The 24,028-nt window shown below is 35.3% G+C and carries 22 protein-coding genes and 1 pseudogene; all 23 read right to left on the reverse strand.

Annotated elements, in window-relative coordinates; genetic code table 11:
• Nucleotides 1-408: 408 nt before the first annotated feature.
• The 23 genes and pseudogenes from AC3WSK_RS19310 to AC3WSK_RS19420 all read right to left on the reverse strand — a co-directional run bounded on the left by AC3WSK_RS19310 (nt 409) and on the right by AC3WSK_RS19420 (nt 23,953).
• Nucleotides 409-1,110 carry a YjjG family noncanonical pyrimidine nucleotidase gene (locus AC3WSK_RS19310; RefSeq protein WP_492414646.1) on the reverse strand — a complete coding sequence of 234 codons (702 nt, stop codon included), beginning with the start codon at nt 1,108-1,110 and terminating at the stop codon, nt 409-411.
• Between the two features lie 476 nt (nt 1,111-1,586).
• Complete coding sequence (gene thyA / locus AC3WSK_RS19315; protein WP_492414647.1) at nt 1,587-2,546, reverse strand: thymidylate synthase; 960 nt, start codon at nt 2,544-2,546, stop codon at nt 1,587-1,589.
• Nucleotides 2,546-3,193, reverse strand: coding sequence for a sigma-70 family RNA polymerase sigma factor (locus AC3WSK_RS19320; protein WP_079561242.1), 648 nt, complete (start codon nt 3,191-3,193; stop codon nt 2,546-2,548). The genes thyA and AC3WSK_RS19320 overlap by 1 nt, the downstream gene beginning before the upstream one ends.
• A gap of 47 nt (nt 3,194-3,240) precedes the next feature.
• Complete coding sequence (locus AC3WSK_RS19325; protein WP_079561241.1) at nt 3,241-3,969, reverse strand: pyrophosphohydrolase domain-containing protein; 729 nt, start codon at nt 3,967-3,969, stop codon at nt 3,241-3,243.
• Nucleotides 3,970-4,121: 152 nt separating this feature from the next.
• Nucleotides 4,122-5,132, reverse strand: coding sequence for a class 1b ribonucleoside-diphosphate reductase subunit beta (gene nrdF, locus AC3WSK_RS19330; RefSeq protein WP_079561240.1), 1,011 nt, complete (start codon nt 5,130-5,132; stop codon nt 4,122-4,124).
• A gap of 19 nt (nt 5,133-5,151) precedes the next feature.
• The gene (nrdE, locus tag AC3WSK_RS19335; RefSeq protein ID WP_492414648.1) at nt 5,152-7,245 is read right to left on the reverse strand and encodes a class 1b ribonucleoside-diphosphate reductase subunit alpha; all 2,094 of its coding nucleotides are present in this window, start codon (nt 7,243-7,245) and stop codon (nt 5,152-5,154) included.
• Nucleotides 7,242-7,625: a class Ib ribonucleoside-diphosphate reductase assembly flavoprotein NrdI gene (nrdI, locus tag AC3WSK_RS19340; protein WP_079561238.1), complete on the reverse strand. Its 384-nt coding sequence runs from the start codon at nt 7,623-7,625 to the stop codon at nt 7,242-7,244. Before nrdI ends, nrdE begins: the two co-directional genes overlap by 4 nt.
• Nucleotides 7,622-7,846 (reverse strand): glutaredoxin family protein, encoded by a 225-nt coding sequence (locus AC3WSK_RS19345; RefSeq protein WP_079561237.1) that lies wholly within the window; start codon nt 7,844-7,846, stop codon nt 7,622-7,624. Before AC3WSK_RS19345 ends, nrdI begins: the two co-directional genes overlap by 4 nt.
• A 41-nt stretch (nt 7,847-7,887) precedes the next feature.
• The gene (locus AC3WSK_RS19350) at nt 7,888-8,298 is read right to left on the reverse strand and encodes a nucleotide modification associated domain-containing protein (protein ID WP_079561236.1); all 411 of its coding nucleotides are present in this window, start codon (nt 8,296-8,298) and stop codon (nt 7,888-7,890) included.
• Nucleotides 8,299-8,364: 66 nt separating this feature from the next.
• On the reverse strand, nt 8,365-8,511 hold the full coding sequence (locus tag AC3WSK_RS19355) for a hypothetical protein (RefSeq protein WP_170938950.1): 147 nt from the start codon (nt 8,509-8,511) through the stop codon (nt 8,365-8,367).
• Nucleotides 8,504-8,683: a hypothetical protein gene (locus AC3WSK_RS19360; protein ID WP_492535089.1), complete on the reverse strand. Its 180-nt coding sequence runs from the start codon at nt 8,681-8,683 to the stop codon at nt 8,504-8,506. The genes AC3WSK_RS19355 and AC3WSK_RS19360 overlap by 8 nt, the downstream gene beginning before the upstream one ends.
• A gap of 182 nt (nt 8,684-8,865) precedes the next feature.
• Nucleotides 8,866-8,931 (reverse strand): annotated as a pseudogene (locus AC3WSK_RS19365) (hypothetical protein); the annotation flags it as partial.
• Between the two features lie 153 nt (nt 8,932-9,084).
• Complete coding sequence (locus AC3WSK_RS19370) at nt 9,085-9,414, reverse strand: hypothetical protein (RefSeq protein WP_079561235.1); 330 nt, start codon at nt 9,412-9,414, stop codon at nt 9,085-9,087.
• Between the two features lie 925 nt (nt 9,415-10,339).
• Complete coding sequence (locus AC3WSK_RS19375; protein ID WP_427482231.1) at nt 10,340-10,525, reverse strand: hypothetical protein; 186 nt, start codon at nt 10,523-10,525, stop codon at nt 10,340-10,342.
• A gap of 506 nt (nt 10,526-11,031) precedes the next feature.
• Nucleotides 11,032-11,811, reverse strand: coding sequence for a 3D domain-containing protein (locus AC3WSK_RS19380; protein WP_492414649.1), 780 nt, complete (start codon nt 11,809-11,811; stop codon nt 11,032-11,034).
• A gap of 117 nt (nt 11,812-11,928) precedes the next feature.
• The gene (locus tag AC3WSK_RS19385) at nt 11,929-15,966 is read right to left on the reverse strand and encodes a PHP domain-containing protein (RefSeq protein WP_492414650.1); all 4,038 of its coding nucleotides are present in this window, start codon (nt 15,964-15,966) and stop codon (nt 11,929-11,931) included.
• 191 nt (nt 15,967-16,157) lie between these two features.
• Nucleotides 16,158-16,433 carry a hypothetical protein gene (locus AC3WSK_RS19390; RefSeq protein WP_427482225.1) on the reverse strand — a complete coding sequence of 92 codons (276 nt, stop codon included), beginning with the start codon at nt 16,431-16,433 and terminating at the stop codon, nt 16,158-16,160.
• Between the two features lie 33 nt (nt 16,434-16,466).
• Nucleotides 16,467-16,622: a hypothetical protein gene (locus AC3WSK_RS19395; RefSeq protein ID WP_427482223.1), complete on the reverse strand. Its 156-nt coding sequence runs from the start codon at nt 16,620-16,622 to the stop codon at nt 16,467-16,469.
• A 715-nt stretch (nt 16,623-17,337) separates the two neighbouring features.
• On the reverse strand, nt 17,338-19,116 hold the full coding sequence (locus AC3WSK_RS19400) for a DHH family phosphoesterase (RefSeq protein WP_492414651.1): 1,779 nt from the start codon (nt 19,114-19,116) through the stop codon (nt 17,338-17,340).
• A gap of 249 nt (nt 19,117-19,365) precedes the next feature.
• Complete coding sequence (locus AC3WSK_RS19405) at nt 19,366-20,487, reverse strand: hypothetical protein (protein WP_079561228.1); 1,122 nt, start codon at nt 20,485-20,487, stop codon at nt 19,366-19,368.
• Nucleotides 20,488-22,152 (reverse strand): DnaB-like helicase C-terminal domain-containing protein, encoded by a 1,665-nt coding sequence (locus tag AC3WSK_RS19410; RefSeq protein ID WP_427482217.1) that lies wholly within the window; start codon nt 22,150-22,152, stop codon nt 20,488-20,490.
• A gap of 12 nt (nt 22,153-22,164) precedes the next feature.
• A complete protein-coding gene (locus AC3WSK_RS19415; protein WP_079561226.1) occupies nt 22,165-22,896 on the reverse strand; it encodes an RING finger protein in 732 nt (243 codons plus the stop codon).
• Between the two features lie 76 nt (nt 22,897-22,972).
• Nucleotides 22,973-23,953, reverse strand: coding sequence for an ATP-binding protein (locus AC3WSK_RS19420; protein ID WP_079561225.1), 981 nt, complete (start codon nt 23,951-23,953; stop codon nt 22,973-22,975).
• Nucleotides 23,954-24,028: the final 75 nt, after the last annotated feature.

A 24,028-nucleotide genomic window follows, 5' to 3' on the forward strand; every position in this document is an offset into this window, starting at 1 on the left:
TAAAAAAATTCATGCTAATAGCGCCAAATTCATTCACTGAAAAAAACAACAAAAAAAGTCGAGAGACATCATGTCCTCGACTTTTACTGACTACTATTAAATCCTACGTGCAACATCTAATGTCACCACTAGCATTTTATCTGTAATAAATTTGTCTTGTCGTTTGGGGCACCCTTAAAGATAGCATTTGAATCAAATGTAGATGGCGTTTTCCTGTTTATAATTCCTAAAGAATGTAAAACACCAACATAACTGTTATTGGCATCAATGTCTTTGGCTGAATGCACGAACTACTACTGGATTCAACTCCCAAAAGTATAATACTTTTCAAGATTTGTTCAATCAAAAAACTACACCTCAACTGTTCAGACTTACGAACAGTTGAAGCGTAGTTCAGACATGTACTTATCAAATTGTTACTTTATTATCTAATAATATGTGTAAATCATGAAGTTTTTTAATTTCAAAATGTGGTTGAATATCGCTTGTATTTTCAATATCACGTATATTAAACCAGCAAGTATCAATTCCTGCTTGTAATCCGCCTTTTACATCAGATGTTAAGGAATCACCAATAATCAAGGTTTTGTCCTTATTTATAAGTTCGATACGATCAAAAACGTAATCGAAAAAAGCTGGCATTGGTTTTTGATAGCCTGTTTGCTCTGAAATAAAAATGTCTTTAAAAAATTGTGCTAAATTTGAATCCTCTAGACGTTTATTTTGAGTCATTGTTTTACCATTTGAAACGACATATAAATCATAGTTATCGGCGAGCTGTTCGATTACTTCGTAGGCACCATCTACAAAATGATGTGCCTCCTTCAAATATTTTTGAAAGACCGCTTCAAAGTACTCCCCATCTACATCTAAGCCGAATTCCTTTAATGCAATCGAAAATCGAGTGTTATGTAATGTATTTTTAGACACCTCACCACGTTCAAAAGCACGCCACATAGATTCATTAATCTCTTTATAACGCGCAATCATCGTTGGAGTTGCTGCAATATTTTCCTGTTTAAATAAACGGTCAAGTGCTGCATTTTCAGCCAAGTCAAAATCTAATAATGTGTCATCCACGTCAAACAATAATGTTTCATACTTAGTCATGTCTTTTCCTACTTTCTTTGGTGCTGTATTACCATATCATTCCTACTATCATAACGCTTTTTTAGAAAAATAACAGTAAATTTACCCACCTATTAATTTTACAGAATTTTGCAAAATATCACACAAGTAAAGCTATGAAAAATGTTTAAACTTTTTCCCAAAAAGAAAAAACCTAGAATATCTAGGTCTTTGGCATATTTCTTTGGTGGTTTAAAAAGCTTTACACACACGAAACGCTTAATGTTAGGCCACCTAATTCAACATCTTTAGAATCTTCACGTGTATTTAAGTACCAGCTTCATCTACATAAAGCTTGATGTCTTTTTCAAATGACCTCATTATCTCCATTAAGAACTTTTTGCTCAAAATCGAAGTCTATTCTTTCAAAACCTATCACTTCAAATTTTGGTTCAGTTTCTTTGGTTATTGTTTGTTTCTCTCCTTTTAACTCGCCAAATTCATATTACTTTTTCCTTTTATATAGCAATTTCGTAAGAGAATGTACCACTATGTTTGTAATCTTGAACCTTAATATCATTCACTGTGAAGTCATAGAAGCTTTTTACTTCAGGGTTAATCCAAATTGTAGGAGGCTCATGCAACTCTCCCTTAATCTGCTTCTCGATAGTCTCTAAGTGTCTGTCATAGATATGTGCGTTATCAATGTTGATACACAACTCACCAACTTCATGACCTGTCACCTGTGCGATTAATCGGTGCAAAATTGAGTATTGATAGATGTTATAAGGGTTACCTAATGCCATATCATTAGAACGGATATTTACAGTAAGTGCCAACTTTCCATCAAACAGTTGCCAATGTGTTTCATACACACATGGTTGTAAAGCCATTTCTTGTAAGTCTTCTACACACCACAGAGTAGTCTTAATTCTACGTGAGTGAGGGTTCTTTTTAAGTATGTACAATAAGTAATCCACTTGATTTAAGTCAACATACTCTATGTATTCCTCACAGTAAGCCACAGCGTTCTCAAATTCTTCATCCGAAAGAACTTCATCAGGCTTCTCAGATAACTCTCCATTTCGAACCATCTCTAGGAATGTTCTGTCAGCTATAATTCGCTGGTATTTGTTGCGAAGTTGCCAACCGTAAGCATTTCCGACTGTTCCATCTTTAAGCTCCCATTCATCCCAAACGTGACAGCCCATTTGCTGTAGGTCAAAGACTTTGTTAGACATTTTCTGCCAAATCCAAAATAGTTCTTTGATTGGGTCTTTCAATGGCACTCGTTTTGTTGTTAACACAATAGCATCTATACTATTGTCAAATTTCATCTGTACATTGATAATCGCTTTTGTAGGTGCTTTCTCTCCATCTTCATAGACAGTTCGCACATGCTCAGGACTATCCATAATACCATTATCAAGAATTTGTTGAATAATTGTGTTGTATTGCTTATCTGCTGTTTGGTACATTAATAATCTCTATTCTTCAAAAATTTCCTCAAGCGATTTTTAACTCGAATAGCTTTCTGAGTTTTTAATCGTTGACTGATTGCGTTAGGGTGCTTGTCAAAATGTTTGGCAATCTCCCTCATTGTTTTCTCTTTTGTTCTAGCAATAAGAATATATAACAATTCATCATCTATATCTTTATCTGCTTTTAAGAACTCAATAACCTGCTGCTGAAACAAGTTACCTTCTGCAGTTTCGCTAGTATTTTCATTTGCTTCTATGGTGTTGAGGAAAATTACCGCTTCTTCCTCATTGCCATTCATATTAAGTGGTGTATCTACACTCATAACATTAGCTAAATCATATGATTGAGTATTAACTGTGCGTAGAGATTCTTTCTTTGCATTGGTAGAAATAGACCATGATATACAGTTGATTGCATACGTTCGAAATGAACTCTTTCTAATAGGCTCAAAAGTTCTGATTGCATTTAGTAACCCTATGTTCCCAAGTTGCACTAAATCATCTAGATCAAGCATATGAGCTTTACAAAAGTATTGATTATTAGGAAACTTTCTTCTAACTGTAGTAATAACTAGTCTTCGATTTAACAGAAAAACCTCTTCTTCTGTTAGGCCTTCCCACTCTGTATTAGAGAAATTTTGCATATCGTTTACCTCTTAGAGAAATTGCAGGGTACCCCCCTGCTAATACATTAAGCTTGAGCTTGACGTAAAACTTCTTCTTTCAATTTTTGTTCAGGTGGGAAGAACTCAGGTGATTTAAGAACTTTCCCATCCTCGCGATATTTAGGGTGCTTTTTACCATTTTCGTCAGTAAACAACTTGCTCATGTTAGAAGCATGGACAATTTCGAATAGTTGTTGTGGTAGTACACCTAATTCCACAAACGAGCCTTTAAGGAAGTAGTCTGAGTCTATTAGAGCGTCTGCCATTGCGACAATACGCTCAGTATTATCTTGGATGAAATTAGTTGCTAGTGACTTCTTGTATGCTTCACCTAGCCCTTCGAGGAAAGCATAATAAAGTTTAGCGAACTGTTCTTTGTCTTTTGAGCAAGCGTGTAGGAACTCAACTAATTCCTCACCTACCCAAATTGTACGTTTTAAACCTCTTTCTGCTCCAATTGCTGTTGGCTTCTCAGCTACAGGGTGATTAAAAGCACTTTGGAACTCTTTTACGAGTGTAAAATGGCGATTTTTGTCAAACTCTTTACGAGGATGTTTCTCCAACACGATTAAGTCGTACAGCTTGGATTCAACAAGCTCTGTTGTACGTTGTTGAAGCTCTTTATTTGTATCAACAATGACTTCAATTTTTGCTGTTTTATTTTGGAAGTTGATATAAGATACTCGCCCTTCAAATTTTTGCTTACGGTCAAAGACAATATCTTTAACCTGTGGTTTTACAAATTGCTTCTGCATAGATTATTCTGTATCTCCTTTGATGAGTTGTTTTATTTTATCTTGAAGCTTTTTGTTGGCTTCGAGCTCTGCATTAGTGTTATCAGCGTTTTGATTGAACGCCAATAATATTTTTCTATTTAATATCATTATATTATTTTTGATAGCGCCAATTAAATATTGTACCCTTTAAAGTTGAATGTTTCGTCAGTGATAGGTGCAACATTAGCCATTGTATAACTATTGCCCTTTTGTGAGAAGAAATCATGTGTCACTGAATCAGTACGAATACCGTTCAAAACAATTGGGTCTACTTCTTCGTCAGGGAACATAGTATCTAAGCCTAAGTTCATTAGAGCTTTGTTTGCGTTGTAGCGCACATAAGCCTTAACCTTACCACCTACCCCTGTTTCAGCGTACACATCATCTGTGTACTTTAACTCATTGATATAAAGGTCTGCTAAAAGCTCATAGCCCCAAATCTTTAATTCATCCTGAGTTGCTTTATCAAACGTCTTAAACATTTCCTGAGCTTCGTAACCTACTGCAACCCCATGAATTGATTCATCACGGACGATTAATGAGATAACCTCAGCACTATTTTTAAGTATCCCATGTCCCCCTAAGTAAAGTGGATAGAAGAACCCTGAGTAAAACAGGAATGATTCTAACATCACAGAAGAAAAATGCGCTTTCCATAGTGAAACATCATCATCTTCTTTAATAGCTGAGTAAATTGCTTCAATCTTACTCGCTTTATATTGAAGATATGGATTGGTCTTAACCCATTCGAATACTTCATCAATCTGAGAGTTCGTTGCAAGTGTTGTAAAGATATAGCTGTATGATTTAGCATGAATTGCTTCAAACGCCCCAAACAAAGAGTACAATGCTTTCTGCTGTAGTTTCTTAACAAAGCGTGAAAGCTCATTCATACCTACGTTAGTTTGAATTGTATCTAGTAAAGTAAGCCCTGCTAAAACTCGCATATAGGTTACTTGAAACTCAAATTGCTTCCAACCTAAAAGATCTTTAGATACAGCTACTTCCTCAGGCAACCAAAACTGCTTGACCTGTTGTTTCCAAAAGACCTCATGTAAGCCTAATTGTTTATTCCAATTGACAGCTTCAAAGACTTTTTCAAATCTTTTTTGTATATACGCTCTTTCTGATAATACTTCCATTTATCTATAACACCTTCTTTTATACTGAACAACTTTCACATTCTTCAATTGTTTGCATACGTTGTCGCACATAGTAGACTGATTTAATCCCTTTTAGCCATGCGTAAATATACACTTTAGCTAACTGTTCTGTTGTCCAATTATCTTTAATGTACAATGTCATTGAAATAGCTTGATCAACGTGTTTCTGAGCGATTGCGTAGGAATCAATCATCTTAAACATATCCATATCGTATGCTTCAACATAAAGATGTTTGTTGTTATTATCAAGGTAAGGCATGGGGTAAATTGTTCTCGAATCAGCGTAGTCTCGCACTTCTACACGCTCTGTGATTGGTGACATTGAAGCACTTGAGCTTCTAATGTAACTAATTGAACCTGTAGGTGCAATTGCCAATCTGTATGCATGGAACATACCATGCTTTTTAACTTCTTGAGCTAATTTTTTCCACATGGCTATAGTGATGATTGGAACATTGCCTAGCGCCTGTTTAGCTTTTTCAGAAGTAATTACTAGTTCTTTTCTGTAGTAATGCTCGAAGTATTCACCACTTGCGTACTCAGAATCTTCGAAACGATAGAATTTGTTCTTACGTTCCTTTGCAATCTCTACAGAAGCCTTAATAGAGTAGTAGTTTAATGCAGTGAAGAAAGCGTCAATGAACTCGTTGGCTTCCTCGCTTCCATACATGATACCCTGAGAAACAAAGTGACCATGGAGGTTCATAACACCTAATCCTACTGAGTGCATTTCTTGGTTAGCACGAGCAACCGAAGGCACATTGTTAATGTTAGTTAATAGAGAAACTTGTGTAAGCATCCGCATTGAAGCGTTAACTAACTTATCGAAGTCTTCTTCTTTAACTGCATTGTGAATATCAAGTGAGCCTAAGTTACAACTTACATCAAGACCAATAATATCTACTTCATCATAATCATTGATTTCAGAGGTTTCCATTAATTGCATGATTTCTGTACATAGGTTAGTGATTTTCACTCGCCCAATCTTTTTCAATGGGTGTGCTTTGTTGACATTATCATCAAACATTTCGAATGGATAACCACTCTCAATTTGAGATTTCTTAATGTCAGTGTATAACTTACGTGCATTAATGCGTTTCAGTTTTCGAATGTTAGGGTTATCAAGTAACTCGTAGTACATGTCAGTAATCGAGATTTCAGACATAGTTTTACCATACTCATTCTTAATATCATAAGGAGAGAATAGAACAATATCCTTATCCTGACGAGCTAACTCGAAGAAAATATCAGGGAAAATGATACCTGTACTTAAAGTAGCAAGGCGAATCTTTTCATCTGCATTTGGTTTCTTAGCTGAGATAAAGTCCTCAATATCACCATGAAACACATTGAGCCAAATAACGCCTGAACCTGCTCGTTGACCTAATTGATTTGCATATGAGAATGAGTTCTCTAGCAACTTAGCAACAGGTATAACACCTGACGCTCGGTTTTCAATGCCTTTGATTGGGTCCTTTGCACAACGTAAATCAGTTAGTGAAATACCAACCCCACCACCTAGCTTCGACAGCTGTAGAGCATTTCCGATATTGTGAGCGATTGAGTTCATGTTGTCTGCCATAGCAATCTTGAAACATGACACAAACTCACCGCGAGCTTTCTTACCAACATTAATGAAAGTTGGTGTTGCAGGTTGGTAACTACGCATTAAGTAATGAATCCAATCCTCAGCGTCTTTACGCTTACCTTGAGCTAGATATAAGGCAACTATAGCCATTCTATCTTCATACCGCTCTAAGAAATTGTTTCCATCACGAGTTTTTAGTGCATATGAGCTGTAGAACTTACTAGCACTCATAAACGTTGGGAATCTAAACTTATAATCATAAGCTAGTTTGAAGATTTTCTTGACAAACTTAAATGAATATTTGTCTAAGAATTCCTTTTCATAATAATTCTCACGCTTTATGTAGTTAATCTTTTCTTCAAGCGTATGGAAGAACATTGTTTTACGATTGATCTCTTCAAAGAAGAAGTCACTTGTAGCTTCTCTGTCCTTCTTTCGGTCAATAATACCCAATGTTTTGTAAGTATTAAGAACCTCGTTGTTTAACATTAAATAATTTTTCAAACTTGTTCACCTGCAATCATTTTTCTATAGCTACTGCTAATAGTTGCTATATCATCCTGATTACCTCGCAGATCAATCATGCGTATTATTGGAACTCTTAACCACTGAGAGATCTCAATAGCAGAGCCACAAAAATTCCGCTTTCCAAAATTTGTGTTACCACTTGCGATTACACCTCTAAGATTTTCCCTATTTTCTTCATGTGAAGATAGGAATTGTCTTACTACCTCAGGCGCTTCCCCTAGCTTATCTGTATAAGTTAGTAAGTAATAGGGGTCTTGAACAATAGTACTAGCTGTAATCTCCCTTATAGGAATAGACTTATCTAGTCTTCCCACAATATCTCTCACGTTACCTGTTCTACTAGCGTAGGCTATCATGCCTTTTGAGCAATGAAAGCCTGAATTGAAGGAACGTCAGCATAATATTGACCTTCATCAAGTGCGATAGGTAGGCCCATGAATCCTTTTTCCTTTAGCTCCACTTCTGCTTTTTCATCAAAGTCTAAGTTGACTTGTTCGTATGCCACCTCTGCTGAATCAAGAAGTGTTTTGATTAAAGTACACTTTGGGCATACTGTGCGTGTATAAAGAATAACCACGTTAAAAACATCCCCCTTTTAAATACATCATTATATAACTTTTAACAGTTGAACGTAAAAGTTGTTGATCCTAATGTTCGTTTATCTTGAGTTGTAGCTTCTTTTAATGCTTTTTCGATTACTGTTGCAACCTCTTTGTCAATCTTATCTACAACTTTATGGTTCATTTCTTGCATTTTGCGATAACCTAAGATCGCGTACCCTGCTAGGTCTAATAAAGTATCTTCGATAGCTTCATCTGACACTTGGCGAGTTTTACTTTCTTTGATTAGATTTTTGAATCGACTGAGTTTATCATCTAAGCGAATAGCTAATGAAGATAATCCCCATTCGTCAATGTTTTTGTCAACATTGTTGCCATAATCAGCATTCTTACTTTTAAGTGTTTCCACTAATTTAGTAGTGATAATTTCAACTTCTATTGCGAACCTTTGAGTGTTATAGTTTGTCATGTTTCTCACCGCCTCTAAATTAAATTAATAACATTTGATATTATTATATTGCTTTTAATAAGTTTTTTAAAATACTAAATCATATTTTTCTAGCAAACCTATCTTCCACCAATTCACAAACGTCTCGAAAGTAACACCATGCCTATCAAGAATCTCATTCTCAACAAACATATCACCTAACCAATCCAATGTTTCGTCCGTTAGTTTAGCCATAATATTTCACCTCGGAAGAAACAGAGTATTTACCTAGTAGCCTGTCATAAAACCTCTTCCAAACTTTCTTTTGAGAGGAAGAAGCAGAATCACGCTCTAATTGTGCTAAGTGTTTGCTCCTTCTATCAAGGATTGAGTTTATCATAACTTGCTCTTGATCGTAATTTAACATACCATTATGCACCTTATATATATATTTGATTAACCTTAACTAATCTTTCACTTCGATATTTTAATATGAAGTGATGTACCTTTTATGCTTTGAAAATACGATTGCTTCCTAGATATTAAGGAGATTCTACTCTCCATTAGGAAAGCGATTGATAGTAAAGTCATAATTATTTAGTAATAACATTATTCTTCTCCTCCATCATTCATTGCTTCACCATAGCCACTCCAATTATCTATACCACAAGCTTGTTAATAATTAAGAAGCACATTTTTTTCTAGCAGATGTACATGTTCTGCTTTTATAATGTCACCATTTCAACTGATTCCATTTTAAACAACCCTCTCCATTAGTTACTTATCTATGTCAACAGCTTTAACTGTGATTCTTATTGATTTAATAACTTATTTCAGTGTTTTTCTGTGAAGGACTACATTAGCTTCTCCTAAAATTGTAGATAGCTTTTCCACAACATCTTTGTGACCATTTTCGTAAAGAACATGAACCAAAGAACTATAAGCATCTTTTAGCTTTTTTTTCTCAAAGCCTTTGTATCGGTACAGATTCACCCCATTTTGTAGTGGTGTTTTTTCAATAATATGACCTTCCTCATAAAGCTCTGATAACCTTGCTCTAAAACTAGGTGATATTTTAATCAATTCATTGTTTGTTAAACCGCTTGGTGTGTTTTGTAGTGCTTCAAGTACTTTTTGTCTAGCTGTTGTTCTAGTCATTTCTTATGCTCCTAACCAACCCTATTTGTACTCTCCCAATATTACTGATATTGCTGTTATGGTTATTAAGATAGCCCATGCTATATGAGTTGCAACAAATTTTAACAAAGCCTCAAACTCCTTATATTTCCAATACTTTAGTAGCACCTGATTGGAACATTTCAATTATCGACATAACTCATGTCAACAGCTCCCATGAAGAACAATTGATAACCTGCTACATAAAGCGCAAGTGCTACACCTTCGTACATATCTTCAATGCGTATTCTTCCTTGAGTTTACCCTTATACTTCTTTTGTTCAATTATTTCTGTCATTATCTTTCCCTTTATTCCCAGTTACCAATAGTTAAACTTGTTATGATACTCTTTTAGATAATCAACTAGACATTTATCATGCAGTTGCCTACAAATTGGAATAACAATCTCTTGTTCTCCATTGTGTAATTTATTCATAACATATTGAGGTAGATGCATCACCTTCAGCTTATGTCATCACATTATTTTTCATCCTTTTTATTAAGCGTGAAACTCTGAATCTATTACGTTTCATAGGTTTCACCTCCTCCCAAAAATAATGTCTATCACTTTTGTTTACCCCATCTTTGACTGAACTTTTCAACTTGTGACATTAATTCTGTACTTTGTCTTTCTTCTTGTGGGATAAAAGGAATAATATCAGGGTGATTTTCCAAATCAATGACCTTTGCTAATGCTTCACAATTGCATAAGAGTACTTGCGATTAGAAACCTTCTGAGATGTGCGTTGCATTTTTTTTATGGCTTCATTACACTCATTAATAAATTTGTAATTTGCTTTGATAAAGTTTTGAGCTTCTACTAAATTAATCAGTATGTCTTTTATATCTCTGCGCTTAAATCGTATTTCGCGTTTCGCCCTGTAAACAGCATTAATTTCTTTTCTATCTAGGTCAAGTTCAAGTGCATGTAATAAATCGCTTGTCGATTATTTAAGCCTTCCTCCATTTTTTTGGCTAAGAAAAAGTTTTGTTCTAAAGTTTGCATTAAACCTAAAATTTCTTGCATTGAACTTATTGGATTAAGTGATTCCCATTGTTGCATTTCGTTTTCTTCAATTGTTTCATCTACCATATCTCTCACTTCACTTATATATCATTATATTACTTTTATATTGATTGAACGAGAATTCTCATCTGTACAAATGAGTTTACATTAACCACTATAAGTTATAAACATATTATCATGTTACTTTTATAAAGTAAATGCTTCTCCCTAATATTTTTATAGTTCAGTAGTAGCTAAGCTCAGTTTCATCATGGCGAACCCCCTTTGAATTGAGGGAACGATTACAGATGGTTCACCGTCAGCATATTGTGAATCTCGGAAATACTGTACTTCAACATTATTTATTTTAGTTGTTTCAAGCCTGGTTCGTACTTCGTCAGTGAATCCATTTACACCCAATGGATAGCCCTTATAATCCACGCTAGTCAGTTCATCAATTATTTATTAAATAAGTTTCTCTTTATTCACCATAGTGTTTCTCCTTAAACAAAAATGGGTATAGAGGAAAACCGCAACCATAACTCCATACCCAGTTTTATATTATTATATTACTTTTTAAAGTTTTGAAGAAACTATTTGCCGTTTCTTATCACTTTAACGTAAACAGTATGTCTACCTAAGTTATAAGCTGTTTGTTTGTCAGCTACAAGAATATCAACCTTGTGACCTTTGATTGCTCCACCAGTGTCCAAAGCAATTGCCCTAAATTTCTCGTTAGGTGCTGAAACCTCAACAATAGAGTACAAAGGGATAACACGGGGATCTACAGCAATTACTCGCATACCATCAACATAAATCGAACTACGAACATCATAGCCTGTTGCTGTAACACCTGAGCAACCGTTACAATATGGTGTGTAGTAGCTACCATTGAACGCTACACCATTTGTTGCTAGCGCTTGTTTTTGAGGTTGCGCATTTGTTTGTTGCTTTTGGTATGCTATTTGCTTTTGCCTCGCTATTTCTCTTCGTCGCTGTAGCATTGCTTGACGCTTGCATTCAGCTTCCTCACGTGCTTTACGCTCTGCTTCTTCTTTGGCTTTGCGTTCTGCTTCAATCTTTGCTAAACGAGCTTCTTCTGCTAATCTTGCTTTTTCATGCTCGATTCGTACTCTTTCTTCTCGTTCATATTGGAGTTTTTCGCCCTCAGCTTTGATTTCTTTTGCTGACTGTTCAGGTGATTTAAACGTTGGAACTAAAGCACTTGAAGGTAGCTCAATTTGTGTTTCTCCTTTTGTTATATTCGGTGCTTCTACTTCATAGCCTGTTACATTAAAAACTAATGAAATAAAAACTAACCCTCCTGTCACTAGAGTTGATAACATTACTTTTGATACCTTAGTGTTTTTCATTAAACTTGTCGCTAAATTCTACGAAATCTTACTTTGTCACATTTGAAACATAGACATATGTCTTGAATTTCATTTATAGAATATAACTTCCTTCCTTCCTGTAGTAAGAATATGAGCCTAGTAAGCTCTTGCTCTTTCATCTTGAAGAATTAAGTCACCATTTTTCTCAACACCTAGTATTAGGTTTACAGTGTGTTGAACTTCTTCACCTTTGACTTTGTAAGTTTTCAATACAAATTGTTCTTCTCTGCGGAAACCATTGAGCAACACTAGATTACCGCGAGTGAACCACGACTTCTCAATCACTTCTTTTTTCTCGCCTTTTTTGCGTGAAATCTGTTTATCATAGTGAGCAAAAGCTCCTGCATATGTTTTCACAGTAACTACACCATGAGGTGTTAATACAGTAATTGTATGTCTTGTTTTGTTTCTGTCAAGTACAGTACCAACAATAGTAAAGACCTTCTGCTTAGGAATGTTGTTATCTTTGAAATGCGAATATCCTACTACTACAGGTTTTTCATTAAGTTCAAAGAAGTTAACAATGTTGTATTTCTCCATGTTCACATTGATTAACTCATGATCATTCTGATAATATGAGATAGAATCCATTTCCCATTTAGATACTGAGCCTTTAGCTGTTTTGTACCACTCTCTCTTAAACATGGCTTCATTATAAAGTTTGATGAACTCTTTCGTAGTTATTAGCTCTTTGAAAGGCTTTATCTTTTCATTATACTCTTTAGTGAATTGTTTCTCCGATATTTCAAGAGTAACATAATTATATCCGCGAACAGAACTACCGTCAAACGTTTTCTCATAAAATTGCTTTGCAATTTCATCTAGCCCTAGAATCTTATCTTTAGAAAACCCTGTCTTACTGCATTTGTTTGATGCTTTTTCCACTCGAACAACACTCTTTGAGATATACTCTTTAAAGTTGAATAGCTCTTTATAGATATGCAAATCAGGATTATCTAACAATCCTAAATCAATGATAGACTTCATGTTCTGCATATTCAGGCTCTCTTTTATGCCGATTTCTTTTAATAAGAAATCTCTCATAATATATCTTGGTTGACCAAACTCGTTAAATGCACCTGCTTTAATGAGCTGGATAACGTGCTTTTTCTGTATTCGCTTCTCAACATACATACGCTCATAGAAGTCTTCAAACGAAGCGAAAGGGCGATTAGCAAGAATTGTATGAGCTACTTCATCTCCAATTCCTACAATACCTTTAATCGAGAAGATAATACGGTCATTTGCAATATCAGGTACAAAGCCGAACTCAGCTCGATTGATGAGTGGTTGTGATATATTAATACCACGACCTTTCATCTTTCCTATGGCTTCTGCTACTTTGCCATAGTTGGTTGACTTCTGTTTCGCGTCTTCTTCTACCTCCAAAGAGCCCGAGTTAACCGTTAGGCATGCTGTTTGCCAATACAGAGGATTGTAATTGTATGATAGATTCGCTTCAACCATAGCTATAAGAGTATACGCTAAAGTGTGAGGAATCGAGAAAGCGTAACCTAACATTCGTGAAATCTGTAACCATAAATAATCTATTACTTCATCACGGGTTCCTCGTTCTCTCCCCCATAAGAATAGCTTTTGTTTTACTTCTTCCTGTACATCTGCCTTTTTCTTGGCTATACCTTTACGAAGGTAGTTAGCTTCTTTAACGGTGAATCCTGCTATGTTTTCATCCATAGCCATAAGCATTACAGCTTCTTGTGTATCAGCTACACCGTTTAAAGCTTTTAGGTACTTCTCAAAAATAGCGACTTCTTTTTTAGTTAAACCATGTTGGCGCATTTCTTCATACCAAAGGTTAATATCATTCTTGTATCGAATGAATGTATCAATTGGTTGTTCTTCACCCTCTGACATAAGTCGCATGATAGAGTTCAATGATACAAGCTCAATAAGGCTTCTAGGTTGAGCTTTCTTGATAACAGCCTGGCCTAATTGTGTTGAAAACTGGAATAAGTCAACAATCTTATCTTCACCAATCATCTTAAATAACTCAGGGTTACTCTTGTCAATGATTTCAGGATGGAAGTATTTATGGAATGTTTTTCGAAGTGTCCCTTGCCACTCAATCTCACCATATTTTAATAGAAGTTCCATACACTCTTGAATCTTATCGTTACCCTCAATTGTAAGAATATCGAACTTGATAGCTCCACATGCCTGACTATCATTTAAGTTAAACTGTGTGATAGGTGTTCCATTCGGTGCTTTCATCATTGCATTTATCTTGGTGTATTCTTCATTAAGAACAAGTACACCGCCTGCATGGATTGAGCGCTTGTTGATTAATCCCTCAATCTTTAAAGCTGTTTCACGTAGTCTTGGATACATGTCGATTTCATCAATAAGTTGTTTGATAGGTTTCCTACCTTTTTCTTCATTTCCATAAAGACAATCTTTCAGTGGCCACATATCGCCACGTTCTACAGGAATAAGTGAAGCAATATATAAACCTACATCTCTATCAATACTTAAACCACGACAGGCTGTTTGAACCGCAGATTTTGCTTTCTCAGTACCGAAAGTACATACTTGGATAACTTGTTTCTTACCAAAGAAATCTCTCATTCGGTCAAAGAGGAAGCCTTTTTTAGTTGAAGTTACATCAATATCAATATCCAACGCGGAAATATCAGGCTTAGACTTGTGTAAGTGTCGCCAATGGGGAACTTCAATACCATAAAGCATTGGGTTTACTTGAGTAACATCAGTTAAATAGTTGATTAAAAAAGCTACAGCAGAACCTCGCCCTGCACCCACAATTGAACCTTCTTCTCGTGAAGCTTCACCGCAATCATCACCCCAAATTAGCTCAATGATTTTAGCGACTGTAACATAATAACTAGCCATTGATTGATTTAGGATAATCGACATTTCCCAAAGTTCTTCTAGCTCTATGTTTATTCGAGCCATTACTTCATGAAATGCTTCTTTTGACATTTCACGATAAGGAATTTTCTCTTTGAAGCCCTTCTCGATTAAATGAAGCAAGTATCTATCTTGTTCATTATCAGAGTGTGCCATTTTTTCAATGTAGCCATATTTCTTATAGCCACCTTTAAATAGGTGAGCCACCTCAAACTCAGGTAACTTAGCTACAGGAATGATAGTGTCACCCTCAATTGTGTAGTCACAAATCATTTTTCCTATAGCCATTGTATTTTTCAAAGCTTCTTTGACAACACCTTTATCTAAATAGCTCATTTTCGCATAAATCTCACTAGCCTTGTGCAAGTAAGTATGAGCATAGAATGAATCAGTCTCACGTTCATCTTGTTTTGAGTTTAGGTATGCTCCATGAATAGGCATGTCCTCAGGTCGTAGATAGTGAGCGTCATTGGTGATAATTAGTTTTAAACCATATTTTCGTGCTAACTTGATAAGCACTTTGTTTACTGTTGATTGCTCATAATCAGCACTTGGTTGTAGTTCAAGATAAAAGTTATCTTTACCATGTAGCTCAATGTTCCACTCAATAAAATACATTAATTTTTTTATATTATATTGTTTCTTTTGTACATCCCCTTCTAAACGAGCCTTATCAGCTTCTAGGATATAGTAAGAGCTTTCAGAGCCTAAGCAAGCAGTTGTAGCAATCAGTGTATTAGGGAACTGCTTTACAATCGCTTCAAGGTCTTTTTTGACTGTTGGTACTCGCTCCATAGTACCTGTGTAAAATGAGTTCTCCCATGCTTTTGAGGATAAAATACGGAGAGCTTCATGACCTTCTTTGTTCTTAGCTAAAAGGAGATAGTGAGGGAATTTAGTTACACCTGATTGATAATTATCTCTAACTTCTTCTAAGCTATTTACAAGGTATATCTCATTGCCTAGAATCAATTTAAAGTCTTTCCCTATCTTACCCTTTTCCTTTAGCTCACGAACCGTCTGAATGGCTTTTACGTGTGCTGAAAGGGCTTCGTGGTCAGTGATAGCTAAACCTTTAAGACCAATATCCCACGCTGTCTGTATCAGCTCCTTAACAGAGTTGATACTATCTAATAATCGTATATTACTAACGTCTGTATGTGCGTGAAGCTCGATACGACAAGTACATTCACCTTCGCATGTGCATATCCAAACGTCTCCTTTGTGTAGTTCACAAGTTTTGCACATATCATCTTCTCCAATCAATAAAAATATCCTTAGGAATTAACCTATTGCTAATCCATATATTATTATATCATTTTTTACATTCTTCTGTTTAGCTTCTTTTGTTTTTGCACACGCTCAAGCTTTCTTCGCACACTCCCGAAAGTCACTCCGACCTCTTTTGATATTTCAGTGATGTTTTTTTGATTGAAGTACTACATGTCCCAAACAGTTTTTTCTAACTTTTTCGACCATTTTCTTCTGGCATAGGCAACACCATTTACCATGACCTCTTGCAACCAAACAGGCTCAGGCAATATTTCATTTCGCTCAAATTTATTAGGGTCTAAACTTACTTTTTCTCTATGTTTTTCGAGCCAATCCCAAAACTTATCTTGTTCAACACCAAAACTATAGTCATTGTATGAAGTTCCATGTTTCTTAAACTTTTTAGCAGGTAGTCCGTAGTTCGCAAGCTCTTTTGTTGTCATTAATCTTTGAGCAAGTTTAGGGTCTTGACTTGCTCAAAGTTTAGTTGCGGAACATTTAATAGCCTCAACACTCCTACCTAAATATTTCGACATTTCTTCAATGTCTTTTACACCATAATTGGTTTCAATATAATTTAAATGAGAATCAGTCCAATGCTTATTCTCATTTTTATGTATTTTATTTGTCATTTCCATCTCCCCTTTGCCGCTAATTCACTCATTAATAAAGCAATTTGTTTTCTAACAGGCATTTCATCACTATTCATTTCTTTTGCATTTACTCTATACTACTGACTCACAGGAAATTTTTTTTCGTAATAAATTCAATTTATTTTTTTGACCAAACATTTTGTAAGTCGTATTTACTCTTGTTTTTCATTCTTATTTTTCCTCTTTAAATAAACATAGTTCCAATAATCAAAATCATATATAATATTGTTATTTTTGTAAATAAAAAAAGAGTAGTTTTTCCTACTCTTTTTAAAGATTTCAAACAAGCAACAATAATAGTCTACACTATCTGAGAACTAATCAAGTATGTCACCTTTCTCTTTCTTCTTTGCGTGTTTTGCTTTCTTCTTTTTCTTCCAAAATCTCATTTGATTACTCACCTATTGGGACTTTAAAATTGATAAAGCCTATTAGATCAGCAGCTTACCAACCCATCACGAAAGACTCGTTTTCAATCTATGATTCCTAAGCTAAAAGCATCAAGAAACAAGGTCGCCAACATTGTAAACTAAATAGCCCTGTCTTCACCTACAAGGCAATAGCTTTCATTATTATTAAAAAATTCATTGTGTTTTTTAATAATTGCTACTCTCCTTTTCATCTAGATTTTCCTCTACTAAATATTAATAAAATCGCCATCATCACAATAATAAAACATTCAATTTTGTTATTTTTACCAATTAAATAAATCATCTACTTTGACTTCTTCAATTGGTGTTAATTCTGTTTTTTCACCTATTGCTATATCTTCAATTATGAACTGTGGTGTGCTTTTTCCCAAGAAATAGTTCACACTTAAGCTTCCAACGATTGTTAGGTTAACGATATGACCGTCTTCCATCAGGTCAAGTAAGCGTCTATCGCATGTGAATTGTAAAAATTTGATATTGTTGTGATACCACTCAATCATGTTTGAGCTTGAAGACTTTTTAATCCTGTTAGTGTCTACTTCAATATCAATTGCAAACAATGGCTTCCTTGCTCCCTTGCCCCACAGGTACTCATATTCAAAAACTTTATTAACTAGCTCAGTAGTTAATTGACCATCTTCTAAATAGAAATCAACATCAATCTTCTGATGACCTGTTAGATTCTGTTCCTCTAAAGCGCTATTAATGGCACCATTCAAACTGAATAATGAATCTCTTGAAATCTTGAATCCGCAAGCATTTTGGTGTCCACCTAGATAATCAAACAAATTCAATCCCTCTAGAAAGTCCTTAGTGTTCTTCATAGTGCCATCATAACCACGTAGAGAGCCTGAGAAGCGCTCTATCTTGCTATCCCACACTAACATTAGAACAGGCTTTCTATACTCTCCTGCTAACGCTCCAGCAAGGTAGCCACTTAAGTCTCGGTCAAATGATTCCTCTAGCTCAATCAAAAGAAACGCATTTTCGTGAAGATTCTTTTCTACAATCTGCTCCCTGATTTTGACAACCCATTTTTCACGCATTGTCTTCTGACGCTTATGAGCGTTGACACATTGTCGAGTTACCTTTTGTGGAAGTGTCTCACTTTTCTTAGAGCGAGGATTCACTGTAGCTTGCTCAAACCCTCTAAAAGCATTGAATAAGTCAATCTTTTCCTCCGGTTTCCCTACTCGGATAATACCGTTCATTTTAGGGATAACACCGAAAGCCAAGGTGTGGGGATATACACGCTTAAAGTCACCAATCTGTTTTAAGATGATTTCCTTTAAGAACCCATTGCGTATATCTTTTAGTCCTTCATACACTAAGTAGCGTGTCTCAGGACTTGTTAAGTCCATGCTGTCAGCGATATTGCCAAGCGCTACAAGGTCTAAATACTCCTCCGCTTCCATGTAGCCATATTCATCGTCAAGCGCCTGTAAAAACTTGTATACGATCCCTACACCTGATAAGGCCTTGTTAGGATAGTTATCTGATAGTTGGTTGTTGACTACCAGAGCAAACTCTGATTCACCATTCTCAGCTTCGTGGTGGTCAAGGATTAGGATAGGTATTTCATGTTTTTCACTAATGAGATACTGTTGTCTATAATCGCTTGTTCCTGCGTCAGCTACGATTAATAAGTCAAGAGCTGTTTCCTTATTCAACTCTACAATCTCTTTCACTTTATCCTCTGTAATACCATGTTGTTTACCTTCATGGAATAAGAAGATAAGTTCAATATGAGGGAATAGATTCTCGATATATGAAGCGAGAATAGCTGAACTTGTGTTTCCATCAATATCACTATCAATAATTAATGCAACTCTTATCTTTCTCACTTCTACTCGCCCTCTGTTCTCAATCTCTTTGAACAGCGCTACAGCTTCCTTTATGTTGTGTAAGTTTGAGTAGTGAATTTCATCACTTGCTTTTGGTTCTAAGAACCGCTCTTTGTCTGTAATGCCACGATTCACTAGAATCACTTCCAGGAAATCATCCGTGACAATATTGGATGTGCTAATTAACCTGTACAACAAATTCACTCTCCGATAATATCATTATATTACTTTTAAATAATCTTTGCCGTTTCTTATTTTCCTAAATTTAAAGTTTTATGCACCTAGAAATAACATTGCAAATTCAATATTTTCGGTATTTTCCTTTGCTTCTTTTCTTTTTCAGGTGTTAAGCCAAAATTGATTTTTGTATCTTCATCTAAGTAAGCAATCTACATCGCAATTTCTACTGATTCTTCTAATATTTTAATTGCTCTTCCATTGCGTTATTCATTGCTTTGTGTTAATAGTTCTTCTCATTTTGAATAACTCAACAAAAACCTCTCTACCTTTATCAGAAGGTGAATCCTTTAAATCTAGCAGATTCCACCTGTCCCATATCATACTTACCTTAGCGTAGCTACTAAACATTGAGCAAAGTCGCTGTAGTTTTTCTTCATATATGTTAGCCTCTTTTGTGTTGAGAACTGTGAACTCTTTATCTAGCGCAATAATAACTTCCTGTACGCCTAAGTTAATTAGCATTTCCACCTGTTGTTTACTAATATTACTACCACATAGAGCTACACTAAAGTTCTGATTAGGAAAGTAGGTTTCAAACTGCATTACTGACTTCTCAGATTCAAAAATAACTACTTTTCGAATCTTTTTAATGAAGTTTTTGTTTTGATACAATCCATAGAGGTTTTGGAAAGTTGGGTAAGAATACTGTACATTCTGTATCTTTAGTGGAATGTATTTATATCCATTATCAATGTCCTCGAAGTTTAATGACCTAGATTTAAGTCCAATCAACTCACCTGTGTCATGTCTTCTGTGAGGAATGACAATTCTATTTGATTTCTCATAGTACATAATCTCATATTTTTTCATTGTTTCCTCACTGATATTGTCAAATAAGAACAATGGGTGAGGCTTTCTAGAAAACAATTTCAAAGTGTATTCTCTATGCACTTTCATTTCAATATTGACAGGCTTCTTAACTATTAAGCTATCAAGCCAATCTAATTCTTCTCGTCTACTAACATAGGAATGCCCAAAACCCTCTGGTCTAGTTGTGTAATCATTTGTCTTTCCAAGAGTTCTTAGAATCCAATTAATAGCACCTATCAGATTAATTTCCACGCCTTTTAAAGCATAGCTTTTAATCACTAGGTCAAATACATCAAAATTACTACCGCAATCTGTATAACAACGAAAAATCATATCATCTATGTAGTAGTATAACTTCATCTTTCCATCTGAAATGTTATGACAAATGGTGTTAGTTATAATGTGACCTTTTTCTAGGTGTGATTCAATGTGTTGAACCCCTAACTCTGTCAGAATTGTCTTAATATCTTCAATTGTTAGCTCACTTTTCAACTTATCTTTGTCATACATTTCAATCACCTAGCCCCCAAATAAATCTCCAATGCTACCTTCATCTTGATAGCTATTAGCTTCTTTTATGATAGCCATGATTTCTTCTTTATCTTCTGCATAGATGTTGAAAACAACTGTTTCTTCATTTTCATCAACTTCTAGGAACTGTTCAACCATAGTTGGTGTAATATCAGAGATAACTTCACCTTTATAGTTAGTTACAAATAAGTCGGTCATTCGTAGAGTACCTAAATTGAAATGTACCCAAATGCGAATTAACTTCCACTTGTTACCACGATTTTTATAGATGTTGATTGTGTGAGTAGGTTGCAAATGGAAACCTAAGTTAGCGGTCTTTTTAATTTCATCAAACAACGCCTCATCTTGAGTTGTAAGTGGAATTTGAATTGCCCCTAAGTCCAGTTTGTTGACTATAGATTTAGAGCCTTCTAATGCCGATTGATCTAATGCACCTTGTTTCCATGTGTCATTAAGCTGAGTAGATGTACCAATCCAAACATTGTAGCGATTACAGATGTTCTTTAAACGTATTGACATGATACGCAATACTTGGTGCTCTTGAAGGTTACGTGCGCCTTGTTTTGCTAGGCTATCAAACATCTTTAATGTTGAATGCATATAGTCAAAACCAATATATTGTACACCATTTTTGTTTACATGTTTCTCGATTTCATGTTCAATATCATCATCATCAAAGTCAAATAATTCTTCGAACCATACAGGTGTTTGTTCTAAAACTTTAAAAGCGTGTTTTAAACGCTTAATTTCATCGTCCGTTAGGTCATTGTTATGAACCTTCTCTTCTTCAACATCAGCAATGAAACATACCGCAGGAATCTTAATTTCTTCTTCCTCTAACTCCGTTGAGATAAATAATCCACGCCCTTTGTTGTTGGTTTTAACCCACTTACCATCAGTATAAATATCAGTTACACACATATTTAAGATGTGGGCTAATAGCGAACGAGTTTTACCCGAGCCTGAGTTACCTGAAATACAGTAAAGCTTTCGCAATCGTGCGCCACGAGAAGCTGTGTTAAGATAGCCACTTGTTAAGTTAGCGCCATAACTTAGAGCTAGTGTTTTCTTGAAGAAAATATCTCGAATGTTCTCAGATAAGTGACTACCGACACCTTCTTTTTCAATCAAAAATTCAGACTTAATATCAATGATTTTGCTGTCAATGTGTTTCACTATGTCAACTATAGTCAATTTATTGAAGCGTTCTGACTGTTCTTCTTCATCTTTAAGCTCAAAAACATCAACATCATAAATGTCTGAAATATCAATACCAACCTCAGTATAGTGTCTAAGCAATGAAAACTTTTTAACTCTGTTATAGTGATAATCGAAGTTATCAGGCTCATTTAGTTCCATCACTCTGTCAACATATTCATCACCGCCATTGTCCTTATATATTCGGTGTTGGTTAGTAAATCCTTTTAGTAAATAGGCGTTAATCTCAAACTTACCAATCTTTGAGACACCTTCATGATAAAGCTCATTTATTGTTGTGAATAAAATCTTATGAAATCTCTCAGGGAAATCATTCGGTGTTAGCTTATATCCACTAGATAAACTCAACACTTCATCAGGTTCATTCAGAAGTCTAGCGAATATTGGAATATAAGCAAATTTATCTTGTAGAGCTAAGAGTGTTTTATTACTCATTTCCCATTCTCCTTACATGCTGCTTAAATCATAGCGACTTACTCTATTTGCCTTAACAGGGGCAACAGCTTTGATTTTCACTGTCTTGTTGTTTATAGTAACGTTGTTAGCTGAGTTTCCTGCTTTTCTTAGTTTTTGGTGATAGCTTTTGGCTTTCTCGAAATAGAAAGGTATAAGACCTAATCCTACACCCTCCTTAGTAGGAACTTTTTCAACATCAAACATATACTTTAAGGTCACTAGCATTGCTTTGTATGAGTAACCTCGTTTATTGTGATAATCAGTTATTTGCTTTAACATAAAGCCGGTTGGAAACTCAACATTGTATTTCAATGCAATGTAATCAAGTAGTTCCTCTCGGTTTTTCTTTTGTCTTTGTATGCTCTCATAGCAAGCTTTGTGATAAGTTGCTGTGTCAGTATCAAGAGCGTCTACGTCAAGGGGATTGACCTTCTCTTTACACTTAGGACAGGTTCTCACCCTAACCTTCACTTCAACCTTCTCACTAGATTGATGATATTGCTCTAAGCAACTTTGATGGACTGTTAAGCTACCACGCTTCACAATATCCTTTTCGCTTTCGAACTCTCCATTACAGAAACTACATGTCTTCTTTTCCTTATCTCCCTTTTCTGATTCACAGTCAACATGGAAATAACCACTACTCTTTTTAATAAAACTAGATACATCATTCTTGTTGATTTCTTCTTTACAAATTTTGCACTTTGGTAATGCTCTTGCCACAACTTACCACCCTTTACAAGCGACAATAGAGAGCGCTATCTCTAACACTCCCCACTCACATATCATTACGCTATTTTTACAACATTTGTTTTAAATCATAAGCAATTAAAGACAGTTGTTCTATTTGCGATTCTGTCACATCTTTTAGAGTTCGACTTTTTCCTAAGTGTAGTTCCACAAGGTTGTTCATTGTTTTTTTCGCAACGTTAGCACCTTGTTTTTCAACTAATTTAGCTGTAAGGTCTTTGATTTCAGTTTTTAAATCTTCAAACGATAGTAGTTCTTCCTCAGCGTATAAGTTAACTCCTTTTTCAACTACTGTTGTTTGACCTTTTTCAACTTCTTCTTTTTCAATAGCGTCAGCGATTGCTTTCACTAGGGCTTCATATTCAAATTTGATAACAGGTGGTGTATGTTTAAAACGTGAACCCGCTTCAAATTGTTGTGTACCACGTAAGAATAATGCTGTTTTAGATTCACCTTCACGTTCGATTGACTTAGCGTAACCGATAATGTCAGCCATTGACAGCACGATACCACGAGGCTGTTTTGTTAATGTCGGTACTGTTTTTGAATACTCTGCTCCATCTTCTGCTGTAATCGTTTGTACTTGAGCATGTGAAATCATTACAAGACCATAACCCATCATTGGGATTGACCGTAACACTGTATCGAACTCGTCACGAACTAATTTATAGCCCCCACCGTAAGGAATATCACCGATTTTATCTACGCCTTCACGTTGAAGAATGAACTTCTCGCATGAAGCATAAGATAAGTCTGCTGTATCTACAATAATAGTTTCAAATTTTTCTTTAACTTGAGCGTTTTCAAGTTGTCGTAATACCTTCTTGAAGTCAGCCCACTTAGTAACGTTTTGTGCCATAACACCCGCAAGAGCGTTATAGCCTTTTTCAAACGCTAGTAATAAAGCTTTGGGAAATTGTGAAGCTATAGTTGTTTTACCAACCTTTGGCTCACCGTAGATTACTACGATTTTTTCACGAAGATCACGAGAAATTTGATGTGGTTGAATAGCTAATAAGTCGATTGTCATTGTTTAACTCTCCATTTTCTGTTAAAATTTATTCAATAGAAGAAGGTTGACAACCGCCTATTCAGAAAAGAAAGT

The sequence above is a fragment of the Lysinibacillus sp. EB271-A1-10B genome (genome assembly GCF_058791335.1).